Below are 14,694 nucleotides of genomic sequence, written 5' to 3'. Positions count from 1 at the left end.
CGCTCACCGCCCGGCGGAGCCTTCTGCGGCTCTCGGCCGCAGGCCGCTGACAGGCTTCGCGTGCTCTCGGCGTATGCCTCAGGGCCGCGCCGGACAACGTCGGCGCGGGAGGATTCGAAAAGCAGCGCTTCACTTCGGCGTGACCGCCCGCCGCCGGAACGCCCCGTACTCGAAACGAGTACGGGGCGTTCGTTGTTCGGACGAGGGAGTTCGGCGCCGACTCAGATCCCGGCGTCGGGACGCGGGATGTCGCCCCGCCAGGCCCCGGTTTCGCGGCCCTCGCTCTCGATGAACTGCTTGAAGCGCTTCATATCACCGTTCACGCGATGCTTCAGCACACCGAGTTTGTCGGCGGCGGTTTCGACGAAGCCCTCCGGGTCGACCTCCATCTGCGCGGTGATCCGGGTGTGGGTGTCGTCGAGGCGATGGAAGGTGATGACCCCGGCGTGGTCGGGTCCGCTGTCGGATTTCCACGCGACGCGTTCGTCGGGGTGCTGTTCGGTGATGGTGGCGTCGAATTCGCGCGTCGACGGACCGACGTGGATGCGCCAGTGGGTGTGCCGGTCGTCGAGCTGGCTGACCTGCTCGACGCCCTCCATGAAATACGGGAATGTCTCGAACTGTGTCCACTGGTTGTAGGCGGTGCGGATCGGGACATCGACATCGACAGTCGCGGCTACCGTGCTCACAGGTACTCCTTCCCCGGTTCGTCGGCGTCACCGCCACGGACCGGCTTCGGTCACTGCCGACGAGCCGTCGCAGGCTCGTCGACTCGTACAGTGCGGGCCATACCCTGGGTCCGAAAGGGCAAACAGGAGTGGGGAACTCGGTCAGAATCCGGCGAGACCGGAGGCGAGGTCGGGGACGTCGAGCGTGTCGATCACCTGATCGCGCACGTCCGGGCACTGCTCGAGGGTCACCGTGTCGAGGACCTCGCGGTGGCGGGCCAGCGAGATGTTGATCGCGCCGTTGCGCAACGCCCAGTTGTGCACGGCACCGTTGAAGCTCGTGCGGGCCACGGCGGTGCCCTCGGACTGCCAGTTCCCGACATCGGCGCGCAGGGCGTCACACAACTGGGTGCTCGCCTCCGCCCCGATCATCGGCGCCTCGGTGGGGCCGGGATCCTGCCCGGGGCCGCGGGGTTCGGTCGTGGTGGCGCACCCCAGCAGGCTCGCCGCGGCCAGGGCGGTGAGCACTCCGACGCTGATCGGGCGGTGGTCGGTGCGGCGATGGCGGGTCATGGACTTCCTCCGATCGACAGCTCGGCAGCTGTGTCATCGAGTCGCATGCCCGCGATCGCCGCCGCCAATCAGTTCGGGCAACGGGATCGTCATGTCGGCCGTGCGGGGGAATGGGTATGCGGGCGGCAGATCGCGTTGACATCGAGAGGAGTTCGATCTCGTGGAGGACATTGTTCGGCCGATGATCGTCGTCGTGGTGACGGTGGCGATCACGGTGTCGGCGGGGCTGGTGATCGACCGGCTGCTGCGCTACAGCGCGCGTCGCCGGCCCGGCACCCATCTGCCGCTGCTGCTGCGCCGCACCCGGCTACCGCTGCAGGTGTTGCTCGGCGTGGTGGTCCTGCGCGCCGCCTATCCCTTGGCGGAGCTGGACTCGCGCCACGACGCCGTGATCGGCAATATCCTTGCCGCCGCGGCGATCCTGGCCGTGACGTGGCTGGTGGTCCGGGTCGCCGACGCCGTCGCGGAGAATCTGTTGCGCCGCTACGCCGCGCGCACCAGCGAGATCTCGCGGGTGCGGCAGTTGCGCACGCAACTGGGGCTCGTGCGCCGGGTCGTCACGTCGATCCTGGTGGTGACGACCGCGGCAGTGGCCATCCTGTTGCTGTTCCCGAGCCTGCGCACGCTGGGTACGTCGCTGCTGGCCTCGGCCGGGGTCATCGGCATCATCGCGGGCGTCGCGGCGCAGTCGACGCTGAGCAATCTCATGGCGGGATTGCAGATCGCCTTCGGTGACTCGGTGAAGATCGGTGACACCGTGGTGGTGGAAGGTGAATGGGGGACCGTGGAGGAGATCACCCTGGCCTTCCTGACGGTGCGGATCTGGGACGACCGCAGGCTGACCATGCCGGTCTCCTACTTCAACAGCAAGCCGTACGAGAACTGGTCGCGAGGCGGGCCCGAGGTCACCGGCACGGTGCTGCTGCACCTGGACCACAGCACCCCGGTGCCGCTGCTGCGGGAGCACCTGCACGACTACCTGCGTGGCTGCCCGGAGTGGGACGGGCGCAGCTGGAATCTGCTGGTCACCGACAGCACGCCGACGAACATCGTGGTGCGGGCGGCGATGTCGACCTCGAACGCCGACGACGCGTGGACGCTGCGGTGCGCGGTGCGGGAGGAACTGCTGGACTGGCTCGGCAGGCGCCACCCGAACGCCCTGCCCAAGATCCCCGCCTCGATCATCTCCGCCGGTGACGGTGCGGCGGCGGAGGAGCCCGAACGGCCGGAAGTGCGCGTGCGCTGACGGCCGTGGCCGTTTCGTTCGGCAGGCGTGGGTATGCCCCGAACATGACGTCGTTCTGGTTGACCGATGCAGTTCTGCCCACCCGATTGCCGCTGGCCGGTGATCTCGAAGTCGACACGGTCGTCCTCGGCGCCGGCATCGTCGGCCTCACCACCGCGCTGCTGCTCGCCGAGAGCGGCCGGGAGGTGGCCGTGCTCGAAGCCAGGCAGGTCGGTGCGGGCACCACCGGCGCGTCGACCGCGAAGATCTCGCTGCTGCAGGGGACCAGGGCACAAACGATCGCGCATCGGCACGGGACCGCCGTGCTGGAGCGGTACCTCGCCGCGAATCGGGCGGGCTTCGACTGGTTGCTGGAGTTCTGCGCCACCCACGACATCGCCGTACAGCGGGTTCCCGCGCTCACCTACGCGCAGAACACCGAGGAGCGTGACGCGGTGCGCGCCGAGTACGAAGCGACCCGCGCGGCCGGCCTGCCGACCGAGCTGGTCGACGACCTCGAGGTGCCGTTCCCCGCGCACGGCGCGGTGCGCCTGCGGGAGCAGGCACAGGTCGATCCGGTCGCGGTCCTCGCCGCGCTGGCGGCCGACGTCGAGGCGCACGGCGTGCCGGTGTTCGAGTCGACGCGGGCGCGGCGGTTGCGCCGTCGTCGCGGTGGGGTGGTGATCGGCACGGGTCAGGCGGAGGTCTCGGCGGCGCACGTCGTCGTCGCGACCGGCACCCCGATTTTCGATCGGGGCGGCTACTTCGCGCGGCTGGTCGCCGAGCGGTCCTACGCGGCGGCGTTCGAGCTGACAGGGCCGGTACCCGAGCAGATGTATCTCAGCGCCGGGGGACCGACCAGGTCGCTGCGACGGTATCCGACGGAGACCGGCGGAGTGCTGCTCGTCGGTGGCAGCGGCCACGAGGTGGGGCGTGCCGGGTCCGAGGCCGGTCACGCCGAGGAACTGCTCGACTGGGTGAACCGGTGGTTCCCGGGTGCGCGGTTGCTCGATCGCTGGTCGGCCCAGGATTACCACCCGATCGGCGAATTGCCCTATGTCGGGCCGCTGCTGCCCGGGATGAACGAGGTGTCCGTGGCGACCGGCTTCGCGAAATGGGGCATGACCAACGGCGTCGCGGCGGCGCTGGTCTCGGCGGGGCGGCTCACCGGACGATCGCCGCGCTGGGCCGGTGTCTACGATGCCTGGCGGCCGGGCGAGGTGACGGCGCTGCCCGCCGGCGTGCAGGCCAATCTCGCCGTGGCGCGGTACCTGTCGACCGGGTGGCTGAACCTGTTCGGGACCGTCGCGGGCCCCGTTCCCCGGGAGGGTTGCGGCCGGGTCGAACGCCGGGGGCTGCACCCGACCGCGGTGTCCACGGTCGACGGTGAGACCACGGCGGTCTCCGCGGTCTGCCCGCATCTGCGGGGCATCGTGGAGTGGAACGACGCGGAGCGGACCTGGGATTGCCCGCTCCACGGATCCCGCTTCGCCCCGGACGGTTCCGTGCTGGAAGGACCCGCGACACAGCCACTTTCGTCACGCTGAGGCGCGCACGCACCGCGACACGCAGCGCCACCGAGGGAATCGGTGAGATCGGCATCGTCGGCTCGGCCGCGGCGGTGGGCAACGCGATCCACCACGCCCCGGCGTGCAGGTGACATTCTTCTCTGTGCGCGCCCGCGATACCCCGTAGCGCGCGTCCGAACCATACGAGGTCATCCCCGCCCGCCGGATCGGATAACATCACTGCACCCTCTCGGTCCAGAAACCGGCCGGCAGAGTGAGTTTGCGCTCTGGCGCTCGGGATCGGAGGCTGCGTGCACACCGTGATTTTGTGCTGTCCGGAAGAAGTCGCGCGGTGAGCATGGATTCGCTGGCCTTGGAGGCCACGTTGCAGCCGCGACGGCCGGTCTCGCTGCTGCTCGTCGAGGACGATCCCGGTGACGCGCTGCTGGTGGAGGAGATGGTCGCCGACCTCTCCCCGCGGCCCCGCCTGGACTGGGTCCGCACCCTCGCCGAGGTCGGTGACCGGCTGCGCACCGATGTCCCGGACTGCGTGCTGCTCGACCTCCATCTGCCCGACGCGCACGGGCTCGAGGCACTGGCCCGGATCAGGGGCCACAACGACCACGTCCCCGTGGTGGTGATGACCGGTCTCGACCAGGAACACACCGGACTGGACGCGCTGGCCTCCGGCGCGCAGGACTATTTGGTGAAGGGCCGGGTCGACCCGGAACTGTTCGGGCGGGCCGTGCGCTACGCCATTCAGCGTAAACAGGCCGAACGCACCAGCGCCGCGCTCCAGGCCAGCCAGATGCGGGCCCAGGAGAACTCCCGGCTCGAACGTGGCCTGCTGCCCACCCCGCTGCTCGGCATCGACCGGGCGGTCGATGTGGTGTCGCGCTACCGGCCCGGTCGCGATCACTCGTTGCTCGGCGGCGACTTCTACGACGTCGTCCAGGCTCCCGACGGGATCGTGCACGCGATCATCGGTGACGTCTCCGGCCACGGTCCCGACGCCGCCGCCACCGGGGTGGCGTTGCGGCTGGCCTGGCGCACGCTCGTGCTCAGCGGGGTGACCGGCGCCCGGCAACTGGGCCTGCTCGAGGAGGTGTTGCTCGCCGAGCGCGCCGATCAGCAGACCTTCGCGACCGCGACCAGCCTGGTGCTCGATCCCGCGACCGAGACCGTGCTCGTGCGCCGGGCCGGACACCCCGGCATGCTCCGGCACAGCGCGGCCGGCCTGCACTGGGTGGAGGTGCCGGGCGGACCGGCGCTGGGCTTCGTCCCGGGCGTCGCGCAGTGGCCCGCGCAGGAAGTCGCGCTGTCGGCGGACGCGGGGCTGATGCTGTTCACCGACGGACTGTTCGAGGGACGTGTCGGCGACGGGAGCGAGCGGCTCGGCGAGACCGGCCTGCTGGAGTTGGCTCACGCCCTGCGCGGCGAGCAGCCCGAGGCCTTCGTCGACGCGGTGATCGCGCGCGTGGAGGACTTGTCCTCGGCGGCAGGCGGTTTGGACGACGATGTGGCCATCCTGTACGTGCGGTGGCGTGCAACGATGCGGCGGACCCTGCCGTGACGACCGACGAGAGAGCAGGCCTGGCCATGCCGCGAACCAGCGGGCGTCCCCGTATCGATTCCACCCTGACCGCGCAGGCGTGGTTCCAGCTGGTGCTGGCCCTGATGATCTTGGTGGTGATCGCCGGTGCGGCGGTGGGCGCGCAGATCATCGCGAACACGACCCGGGTCACCGATCGCCTGCTGGAGCAGACCGTGCCTGCCACCGCCGAGGTCTACCGCTTGCAGGGCGCCCTGGTGAACCAGGAGACCGGTATCCGCGGCTACGCGGTCACCGGTGACCCGCAGTTCCTCGAGCCCTACGACGTGGGCAGGCGGGAGGAGACGGCCGCCGCGACGCGCCTGCGCGAGCTGCTCGCCGGGCGTCCGGAACTGCTCGCCGACCTCGATGTGGTGGAGGCCGCGGCGGATCGGTGGCGTACCGATTACACCGACCCCCTCGCCGCGGCGGTCGCCGCGGGTACGCGGGGGATCGACACCGCGACGGCGGTGCGCGGCAAGACCCTCTTCGACGGACTGCGCGCTCGCTTCGTCACCCAGACCGACAACCTGCTGGCCGCCGTCGCCGTCGACAACGCCGAGCTGGACGCCGCGCGTACCCAGCGTGATGTCGTGTTGTCGGCGGTGGTCGCGGTGTTCGTCCTGACCGGCGTGCTGCTCGTCGTGCTGGTGCGGCGACTGGTCGTGCGGCCGCTGGGCTATCTCACCGATTCCTCGCGCCGGGTGGCGGCGGGGGACTTCGGTTCGCGGATCGAGGCGGTCGGACCGTCCGACATCGCGCTGGTCTGCGAGGCGGTGGAGAACATGCGGCACCACATCGTCGCCGAACTCGACTCCTCGCGGGTCCAGGAGGCGACTCTGCAGCAGCAGAAGCAGGACCTCGGGGTCCAGGCCGAGGAACTGCGCCGCTCCAATGCCGAACTCGAGCAGTTCGCGTACGTCGCCTCCCACGACCTGCAGGAACCGCTGCGCAAGGTGGCCTCGTTCTGCCAGCTGCTCGACAAGCGCTACGGCGATCAGCTCGACGAGCGCGGTAAGCAGTACATCGATTTCGCGGTCGACGGCGCCAAGCGCATGCAAATCCTGATCAACGACCTGCTCACCTTCTCCCGGGTCGGCCGGGTGTCGGAGGGCACCGAGCCGGTCGAGCTCGACGCGACGCTGGACGAGGCGCTGTCGGCGTTGTCGGCCATCATCGAGGAATCCGGCGCCGTGATCGAGCGCCCGGCGGCGTTGCCCCGGCTCGTCGGCGAACCGACATTGCTGATCATGTTGTGGCAGAACCTCATCGGCAACGCTGTCAAATTCCGCACCGCCGGCCTCACGCCGGTGGTCCGCGTCTCCTACGAGCCGGCGGCCGACGACCCCCAGGAATGGCAGTTCTCGGTGTCGGACAACGGAATCGGCGTCGCCCCCGAGTTCGTCGAGAAGGTCTTCGTGATCTTCCAGCGCCTGCATCCGCGCGACGCGTACGGCGGGACGGGTATCGGCCTGGCCGTGTGCAAGAAGATCGTGGAGTTCCACGGCGGCCGGATCTGGATCGACACCGACTACCGCGACGGCACCCGGCTGTGTTTCACCCTCCGGGCCGACGCGCCCGCCCTGACCGCACCGCCCATCGAGAAAGAGGTCTCCGCATGACCGATCCCGGCCAGCCGATCGACATCCTGCTCGTCGAGGACGATCCCGGCGACGAGTTGATGACACGGGAAGCGTTCGAGGACAACAAGATCGGCAACACCTTGCACGTGGTCCGCGACGGTGAGGAAGCGCTGGACTTCCTCTACCGTGGTGGCGCCTACGCCGAGGCTCCGCGACCGGATCTGATTCTGCTCGATCTGAATCTGCCCAAGTACGACGGCAGGCAGGTGCTGGAGAAGATCAAGGCCGACCCGGAGCTCTCGCACATCCCGGTGGTCGTGCTCACCACCTCCGCGGCCGAGGAAGACATTCTGCGCAGCTACAAACTGCACGCGAACGCCTATGTCACCAAGCCGGTGGATCTCGATCAGTTCATCGCCGCCATCCGGCAGATCGACGAATTCTTCGTGCAGGTCGTGCGGCTCCCGCGCGTGCGGGAGCCGCGTGTACGGACCTAGCCCGCGGAGCTGCGCGGTTCGTCGGCGATCGCCGACGCGAGGGTGTCGTAGACGGCGAGCAGCTTGTCCAGCCCGGTCAGCTCGATCGGCCGGGCCACCTCGCGGGAGGCGACGACACGCAGCTGGTCGGGTGCGGACTTGGACACGATCAGCAGTGCGCTGAGCCCCGCCGAGCCGAGGAACCCGACCTGGGTCATGTCCACGACGAGGGTCTTCCCGCGCTGCCGCGCCTGCTCCAGCGCGGCTTGCAGCTGGGGAGCCGATGCCATGTCCACTTCACCGCGGACACTGAGGATTTCGAATCCGTCCTGCGCGCGGCTCTGGACATCGAGCTCACGGAATCTGTCTTCGACGGTCACCGGAAGTCTCCCTGGTTGCGCTTGGCCACTGTGTACCCCTTGCCTCTGGCTTCGCCGGGTCGACGAGTCCTGCGAGCCGATTCTCGCGTAGGCAACCTACCCTATCCGCTCGGCGGTAAACGCCGCCCACGCGCCGTATTCGGCCGCCGCGGGCGACGGGCGGCTCGACCGGATCAGGTGTCGCATCGTCCGGTCCGTTCGTGGCAGGTCAGCAGCAGATGGTCGAAGGCGCTCACGACCTGTGGCGCCGGTCGCGGCACCGATTTCAGGTCCGAGATCACACAGGTGGCGATGTCACGCAACTTGGTGTTGGTCTCCTGCGAACGCCAGACCAGGACCTTGAACGCCTGCTCGGCGCTGATCCCGTACATGTGCATGAGCACGCCCTTGGCCTGCTCGATGACCGCGCGCGATTCCACCGCGCTCGAGATCGCGGCGTTCACCGCGGCTTTAGTCGCGGCGTCGACCGTCTCGGTCAGGTCCAGGTAGTAGCCGGTGGTGCCGACGGGCACGTCGTCGTCGTCGAGGATGCGGTCGGCGACGACCATCGCCGTGTGCGTCCGGCCGCCGGTATCGAGGAAGCGGTGCCTGCTCGAGAACGGCTCGCCGCGCTCGATGGTCCGGGCGATGAGGTCGGCGACGACGTCACGGTCGTCGGGATGCTTGTGCGACAGCAGCAGCTCGGTGGTGGGTTCGACCTGGCCCGGAGTGTAGCCGTGCATGCGGTAGACCTCGGCCGACCACTCCCAGCGCTGCGTGGTGAACCAGAACGTGAACGCGCCGACCGCCGACGGGGCATGTGCCTCGTCGACCGCGTCGTCCACACCGGGAAAATCGGATGACATCACCATGACACTACCGTCGTCGGGATCGTCGGCCGCCCGCTCGGCCGGGTCCGGCGGGCCCGCGCCGTCACGCCGTGCGGAATCGGCCCGGTCCTCTGCGCGCGGTGTCGTCGGGGGCGTCGAGGTGGTCCATGATCGACTCCCACCAGGACTGCAATGGGCTCGGTTCGGGCCAGCTGATGGTTTCGCCGGCGACCTCGTTGTCGTCCGGGTCGGGCGGTGTCGTCCGGCCGCGCTCGCGCTGGGTCATGCCGGTTCCTCCGTGGCGACCGGCTCCGCCCCCACCGGGTGGTGGACCTGGTGCGGATAGGTCACCAGCTCGCCGGCCGGGTCGACCACCTCGAGGACGCGCCGCGACCACCCACCGTCCTCGACCACGAACAAGGAGGATCCGTGCGCGCGACACCGGGTCGCGGTCCGCACCAGTTCCCCGAAGCCCCGGCACGAGACGAAACCCAGTCCGCGCAGGTCGACGACGAACTGCCCGCCCGGGACCACCGTGTCGGCGCCGTGGTCGAGCATTCGCCGCCAGCGCGGCATCGTGAAGGCGTCGACCTCGCCGCGCGCTCGCAATCGCGTCGATCGGCCGCGATGCTCGAACTCGGCGCTCAGCCGTAGGCAGGCATCGCGAGGCTCATCGAGGAAAGCCGGAAAAGGGCTGTCGACGGCGGTCGGGAACGGGCCGTCGCGGCGCCGGTCGGGGAAGGGCAGAGACATCGGTGTGCTCGATTCGTCGGCACCAGCGGCCTACGGCCGCCCGCCCACACCCTGCATGTTGAAGGTCGGGAGGACCTCCCATTGCACCACACATTCCGCTGGCGGGTCGCCCAACAGGCGATATGGGCCGGTCAGGCCGCCTCGATATCGCCTGCCTGGGCACGCAGTCGAGTCAGGATCCTGGTGAGTTTGCGCGAGACGCTCATCTGCGACAGGCCGACTCGTTCGGCGATGTCGGACTGGGTCAGCGAGTCGTAGTAGCGCCACGACAGCAGCTGCCTGTCCTCGTCCGACAGCTGCGCCAGCAGCGGTCCCACCGTGAGCGCGTCCTCGGTGAGCGCGTAGAACGGGTCCTCGTCACCGATGCTGTCGGCGATGGACATGCCGGGGCCGCCGTCGGCGTCGGGCACCGGGAGATCGAGACTGCGGGTGTGGTGGGCCTCGGAGGCGGTCATCGCTCGGGTGACATCGGTGATGTCGACGCCCAGTTCGTCGGCCAGCTCGTAGGCGGTGGGGGACCGGTCGAGCTCACGGGTGAGCTTCTCGGTGGCGGGCCGGAGCCGCCCGTAGAGCTCCTTGTCGCGGCGCGGCACGTGCAGCGCCCAGGTGCGGTCGCGGAAATGCCGCCGGACCTCGCCCATCACCGTCGGAACCGCGAAGCCGAGGAACGGCGCGCCGTGGGTGACGTCGTAGCGATCGACCGCGATCACCAACCCGACCCGCGCGGTCTGCAGCAGGTCCTCGAAGGTCTCGCCGCGACCGGCGAACCGGCGGGCGATGTTCTCGGCCAACGGCAGGCAGGTATCGATGATCCGATCCCGCAGCGCTTCGTGCTCGGCTGAACGTGGGTCGGTCAGCGACAACTGGACGAACAGCGGTTCTGGCTTGTCGTAGGTGACGGTCTGGCTCATCGGGTCAGCTCCTGGCCTTCAACTGTGAGTACCGGTCGACTGGCAGGCTGGCAAGTCGGAAGGTATGGACCTTGTTGATCGAAGAGTTACCGTTTCGTGTCGTTCCCAAACCTCGTTGCCGATCGTCGGTCCCGGCGAGCCGGTCGATGCGCCGGGCAGGGATGCGAAGCGGGACAGCCGGGTTCGGCCGGCGTTCGCCCGGCTGCCCGAGCTGTCGGAGGCCCGCGTACCCTGTGGCCCGTGGCGGCCCCGCTCGGGCCACGTCAACGCCACGAGGGGAGCCACGATGACGAACCCGCTCGACAGAGCGCTGGCCGAACGGCAGGTCCGGAACACGCGGCTCGGATGGGATGTGCAGGCCGAGATCAGCCAGTTGCTGATGCTGCGCGCCGTCGCCGAGACCGCCGCCATGGTCGCCGGATTCCTGATCGATGAGATCACCGACCTGCGTGTGGCGTTGGACGAGATCGCCACTTGCCTGATGGTGCACGCCGTGCCCGAAACCCGGATCCGGTGTGAGTTCTCCGCCGATAAGCGCGGCATGCGTATGGAGGTGGGCGCGGTGTCGATGGTGGCCGACCCCATCGACGAGACCGGCCTGGGCTGGCAGGTGCTCGAGGCGAGCACCGATCGCCTCGCCGTGGAGACGGGTCCGCTCGACCCCGACACCGGCGGACGTTCGGTCACCGTGGTGTTCGAGCGGGCGCGCACCCGCGCCTGAGGCGCTCCCGGCCGCTCGCGCCATCTCCGCCGCTGCCGTTTCCGCCGAGCGGCTCCGGGTATGTCCGGTCGGACAGCATGATGAGCGCGAGGAGGATTCCGGTGAACGATGTGACACCGAACCGAACACGCGCCGAACACCGCGCGAGGACGACGACGGTGGAGCTCGACCTCGAGACCGTGTCGCTGGGTCAGGTCCGCCATACGGTTCGCCGGCTGCTGACGCAGTGTGCCGGCGTCGGAGTCGAGGACGCGGTGCAGGTGTGTGACGAGTTGGCCAGCAATGCTGTTCGCCACAGCGCGCCGGAGCGATCCTGCCGGTTGATCGTGGCAGGTCCGGCCCGATTCCGGGTGGAAGTCGACGACAGTTCGGCCACCCGACCCCGCATCCGCCGCCCGGACGGCACCGGCGGCACCGGGTTACGGCTGGTCACCCAGCTGTCCGCCCGCTGGGGCGTCGAGTATCGGGAGGCCGGCAAGACGGTCTGGGCGGAACTGGGGACCCCGAACCCGTGCTGAGTGGGGTCGCCGGGGTGTGACCGGCCCGTCAGCTGCCCGGGCGACAACGAGCATTTCTCCCCTTGCCGGTGCGGCGACCGATGCGCGGGCGCCGCTGGCGACCGGCGATCCGCTTGGCCGTTCGATCGCGACCCAGCGAACGCGACCGCGGAGAGTGTGGTCCACCCTCAGGCCGGCCAGACCCGCATCACGTGACAGCCGCAGAGATTCACGTCGACACCCGCCGGACCCGATCGTCGGCGCGGGGCCGAGCCTGCCGGGGTTGAATCGGCCCCGCGCGTGCGTTATCCGTCGTGCGGGTCGCCGTGCCGGATCCGGTCGACCGAATCGCCGGTGAGGTCGATGCGGTGCAACGGTCGTGATGGCGGCCCTCGGAGTACCCGCGTCTACCGCCGCGCGGACGGATCGGGGAGGGTGGGCTCCGGAGTGGGGATCGGGGAATCGGTTCGCCCGGACGAGGTAGGGGCGGCACCGGGTCGCCGGGAGTGGGCGGGATGGGGTCCGGCGCGGGACCGGGCGGGAAGGGGGCCGGCGGCGGGGGTTGGGGGGTCGGTTCGACCGGGGTCATGATCGCCTCCTCGACGGTGGTGAACGGCGGATGATCGCCATGTCCCCGCGATGCCCGCGTCCCGCCGCGCGAAACGGGAACGCGCCGCGAATCAAAGGATCGGACGGCCGCCGGTGACCGCGAGCCTGGCGCCGGAGAGGTAGCTACCGTCGTCGGCGGCGAGCAGGACATAGGCGGGCGCGAGCTCGGCGGGCTGTCCCGCCCTGCCCAGCGGGGTGTCGTCCCCGAACTTCGCGACCTTCTCCGGTGGCATGGTGGACGGAATCAGCGGCATCCAGATCGGGCCGGGCGCCACACTGTTCACCCGGATGCCCTTGTCGCCCAGCAATTGCGCCAGGCTCGCGGACAGATTCGCGATCGCGGCTTCGGTCGCGGCATACGGTGCCGGCGTCGGATTGGGCATGTCGGAATTCACCGACGAACTGCCGATGATCGACGACCCCGGCCGCATGTGCGGAACCGCCGCCTGGACGAGATGGAAGGACGCGTCGGAGCCGTCGTGAATTCGAGCCGGGTAGTTGTCGATTCGATGATCACGGTTTGGCAACGGGCGCCGTGGTCAACCCTGGGTGTATGACCAACTCACGTAATCGGACAACGAGTACGCCGAGCATGGATCTGACCAGCACCATCATCATGTTGGCCACCTGCGTGTTCTTCCTCTTCGGGCTGGTGACACTGACGTCCTCGCTGCCGCTCGCGTTCGCCGGCTCGATCGGGCTGGCCGCCGCGATGGTGACGACCACCAGAGCCCTGGACTCCGCCCGGCCCTCGGTCGACGTCCGCGACAGCTAGCCCGACCGCCGATGTCGGCGGTGGACAGCGCTTCCTCCGCGACCGGGGGACGGCGGGCTCACATCGGGTAGATCCCGTGCTTGCGCGGGTTGAATTCGGGGGTGACCGGAGGTTTGTCGCGCAGCAGGCGCAGGGCGTGGCGGATCTCGAGGCGGGTGCGGGACGGCTCGATGACGGCGTCGATGTAGCCGCGTTCGGCCGCGATCCACGGGGTGGCGACCGTCTCGTTGTACTGGTTGATCATGAAATCGCGGGCGGCGGCGCGATGTTCCTCGGGCACGGCGGCCAGCTGGCGCTTGCCGATGAGGTCGACAGCGCTCTCGGCGCCGATCACCGCGATCCGGGCGGTCGGCCACGCGAAGCTGATGTCGGCGCCGACCTGCCGGGCGGCCATCATGCCGTAGGCGCCACCATAGGACTTGCGCACCACCAGATTGATGATCGGCACCGTCGCCTCGATGATCGCGCGGGGGACCCGACCGCCGCGGATGATCACACCGGCGGCTTCCTGTTCGAGGCCGGGCAGCACGCCGGGGGTGTCGACGACGAAGACCAGCGGGATGTTGAACGCGTCGCAGAGCCGGATGAAGTAGGTGGACTTGTCCGAGCAGGCGGCATCGATCGAACCGCCCAGCACCAGTGGCTGATTGGCGATCACCCCCACCGGGTGGCCGTCGACCCGGGCGAAGCCGGTGATCAGGTTCGGGGCGAACAGGGCCCGGATCTCGTGGAATTCACCGTCGTCGAAGATGCGCAGCAAGATGTCGTGCATGTCGTAGCCTGCGCGGTCGGAATCCGGGATGATCGCGTCGAGTTCCAGGTCGTGGGCGGTGATCTCCGACTCCAGCCCGGGATTGACGATCGGTGGCTGTTCGAGGCAGCTCGTCGGCATGTAGCTCAGGTAGTTGCGGGCCCAGTCGTAAGCCTGCTGCTCGGTGTCGGCGATGTGATGCAGGGTGCCGCGCTTGGCCTGGACCTCGGCGCCACCGAGGTCCTCGGCGGAGATGTCCTCACCGTTGACCGCCTTGATCACCTCCGGCCCGGTGACGAACATGTAGGAATCCTTGGTGCCGATGAGCACATCGGTGTTGATCGGCCCGTAGACCGACCCCGCCGCGCACTTGCCGAGGATGATCGACACCTGCGGCACATAGCCGGACAGTTTTTCCAGCACGCGGGAGATGTCGCCGAAGGAGGCGATCGAGCCGACCGCGTCCTGGATCCGCGCTCCGCCGGAGTCGTTGATCGTGACCACCGGGCAGGCATTGTCGAAGGCGATTTTCAACGCGCGCATGAACTTGCGCGCCGCGGTGACGCCGACCGACCCGCCGTAGACGGTCTGGTCGTGGGCGATCACCACGACCGGCCGCCCGTGGATGAGTCCCCGACCGGTGACCAGGCCGTCGCCGTAGAGGGCGTCGGGCTGGTCGGGCTGGCGGGCGAACGCGCCGATCTCGACGAAGGTGCCCGGGTCCAGGAGCATGCGCAGACGCTCGCGGACGCTGGGAATGCCCTTCTTCGCGCGCTTGGCGACGCCGGCCTCGCCGGCGGGCTCTGCCGCGATCGCCAGGATGTCGACCAGTTGCTCGAGCTTCGCCTGCGTACTCGCCACGCC

At 69.3% G+C, this 14,694-nt stretch carries 16 protein-coding genes and 1 pseudogene; 8 read left to right on the top strand and 9 right to left on the bottom strand.

The features are described 5' to 3' along the window. Window positions 1–221: 221 nt before the first annotated feature. Together ACIO52_RS20500 and ACIO52_RS20495 are read right to left on the bottom strand one after the other, a co-directional pair. On the bottom strand, window positions 222–689 hold the full coding sequence (locus tag ACIO52_RS20500; protein WP_218718065.1) for an SRPBCC family protein: 468 nt from the start codon (window positions 687–689) through the stop codon (window positions 222–224). Between the two features lie 141 nt (window positions 690–830). After that, on the bottom strand, window positions 831–1,241 hold the full coding sequence (locus ACIO52_RS20495) for a hypothetical protein (protein WP_316574966.1): 411 nt from the start codon (window positions 1,239–1,241) through the stop codon (window positions 831–833). Between the two features lie 160 nt (window positions 1,242–1,401). Between ACIO52_RS20495 and ACIO52_RS20490 the strand changes: the two genes are divergently transcribed. From ACIO52_RS20490 to ACIO52_RS20470, 5 genes are all read left to right on the top strand, one after another. After that, window positions 1,402–2,487, top strand: a complete 1,086-nt coding sequence (locus tag ACIO52_RS20490) for a mechanosensitive ion channel domain-containing protein (protein ID WP_316574965.1) — start codon at window positions 1,402–1,404, stop codon at window positions 2,485–2,487. A gap of 59 nt (window positions 2,488–2,546) precedes the next feature. Continuing rightward, the gene (locus tag ACIO52_RS20485; protein WP_402645850.1) at window positions 2,547–4,013 is read left to right on the top strand and encodes an FAD-dependent oxidoreductase; all 1,467 of its coding nucleotides are present in this window, start codon (window positions 2,547–2,549) and stop codon (window positions 4,011–4,013) included. A 319-nt stretch (window positions 4,014–4,332) separates the two neighbouring features. Beyond that, complete coding sequence (locus ACIO52_RS20480; RefSeq protein ID WP_402645940.1) at window positions 4,333–5,547, top strand: PP2C family protein-serine/threonine phosphatase; 1,215 nt, start codon at window positions 4,333–4,335, stop codon at window positions 5,545–5,547. 26 nt (window positions 5,548–5,573) lie between these two features. Beyond that, complete coding sequence (locus ACIO52_RS20475; RefSeq protein WP_402645938.1) at window positions 5,574–7,187, top strand: CHASE3 domain-containing protein; 1,614 nt, start codon at window positions 5,574–5,576, stop codon at window positions 7,185–7,187. Beyond that, window positions 7,184–7,645 carry a response regulator gene (locus ACIO52_RS20470; protein ID WP_218718061.1) on the top strand — a complete coding sequence of 154 codons (462 nt, stop codon included), beginning with the start codon at window positions 7,184–7,186 and terminating at the stop codon, window positions 7,643–7,645. The genes ACIO52_RS20475 and ACIO52_RS20470 overlap by 4 nt, the downstream gene beginning before the upstream one ends. On the opposite strand, the gene ACIO52_RS20465 is transcribed toward ACIO52_RS20470, so the two are convergent. The 5 genes from ACIO52_RS20465 to ACIO52_RS20445 form a co-directional block, all read right to left on the bottom strand. After that, complete coding sequence (locus tag ACIO52_RS20465; protein ID WP_402645848.1) at window positions 7,642–8,004, bottom strand: STAS domain-containing protein; 363 nt, start codon at window positions 8,002–8,004, stop codon at window positions 7,642–7,644. The genes ACIO52_RS20470 and ACIO52_RS20465 overlap by 4 nt on opposite strands. A 173-nt stretch (window positions 8,005–8,177) precedes the next feature. Then, a complete protein-coding gene (locus ACIO52_RS20460) occupies window positions 8,178–8,849 on the bottom strand; it encodes a PAS and ANTAR domain-containing protein (protein WP_218718059.1) in 672 nt (223 codons plus the stop codon). A 67-nt stretch (window positions 8,850–8,916) separates the two neighbouring features. Continuing rightward, the gene (locus tag ACIO52_RS20455) at window positions 8,917–9,099 is read right to left on the bottom strand and encodes a hypothetical protein (protein WP_218718058.1); all 183 of its coding nucleotides are present in this window, start codon (window positions 9,097–9,099) and stop codon (window positions 8,917–8,919) included. Continuing rightward, window positions 9,096–9,566: an STAS domain-containing protein gene (locus tag ACIO52_RS20450; RefSeq protein WP_316574961.1), complete on the bottom strand. Its 471-nt coding sequence runs from the start codon at window positions 9,564–9,566 to the stop codon at window positions 9,096–9,098. The genes ACIO52_RS20455 and ACIO52_RS20450 overlap by 4 nt, the downstream gene beginning before the upstream one ends. Before the next feature lie 131 nt (window positions 9,567–9,697). After that, window positions 9,698–10,477 (bottom strand): SigB/SigF/SigG family RNA polymerase sigma factor, encoded by a 780-nt coding sequence (locus tag ACIO52_RS20445; RefSeq protein ID WP_316574960.1) that lies wholly within the window; start codon window positions 10,475–10,477, stop codon window positions 9,698–9,700. Window positions 10,478–10,763: 286 nt separating this feature from the next. Here ACIO52_RS20445 and ACIO52_RS20440 point away from each other — a divergent pair, with 286 nt between their 5' ends. After that, window positions 10,764–11,198, top strand: a complete 435-nt coding sequence (locus tag ACIO52_RS20440) for an anti-sigma factor (protein ID WP_218718055.1) — start codon at window positions 10,764–10,766, stop codon at window positions 11,196–11,198. 101 nt (window positions 11,199–11,299) lie between these two features. Then, window positions 11,300–11,716 (top strand): ATP-binding protein, encoded by a 417-nt coding sequence (locus ACIO52_RS20435; RefSeq protein WP_316574959.1) that lies wholly within the window; start codon window positions 11,300–11,302, stop codon window positions 11,714–11,716. 659 nt (window positions 11,717–12,375) lie between these two features. On the opposite strand, the pseudogene ACIO52_RS20430 reads toward ACIO52_RS20435, so the two are convergent. Next, a pseudogene (locus tag ACIO52_RS20430) lies at window positions 12,376–12,771 on the bottom strand (SDR family oxidoreductase); the annotation flags it as partial. 86 nt (window positions 12,772–12,857) lie between these two features. On the opposite strand from ACIO52_RS20430, the gene ACIO52_RS20425 reads away from it, so the two are divergent. Next, window positions 12,858–13,079 carry a hypothetical protein gene (locus ACIO52_RS20425; RefSeq protein WP_218718053.1) on the top strand — a complete coding sequence of 74 codons (222 nt, stop codon included), beginning with the start codon at window positions 12,858–12,860 and terminating at the stop codon, window positions 13,077–13,079. Window positions 13,080–13,137: 58 nt separating this feature from the next. On the opposite strand, the gene ACIO52_RS20420 is transcribed toward ACIO52_RS20425, so the two are convergent. After that, the gene (locus ACIO52_RS20420; protein ID WP_316574958.1) at window positions 13,138–14,691 is read right to left on the bottom strand and encodes an acyl-CoA carboxylase subunit beta; all 1,554 of its coding nucleotides are present in this window, start codon (window positions 14,689–14,691) and stop codon (window positions 13,138–13,140) included. Window positions 14,692–14,694 lie beyond the last annotated feature (3 nt).

Origin of the sequence: Nocardia sp. NPDC087230 (assembly GCF_044744725.1) — a bacterium.
Lineage (GTDB): Bacteria > Actinomycetota > Actinomycetes > Mycobacteriales > Mycobacteriaceae > Nocardia > Nocardia canadensis.
This window is presented reverse-complemented; position numbering and strand designations above follow the sequence as displayed.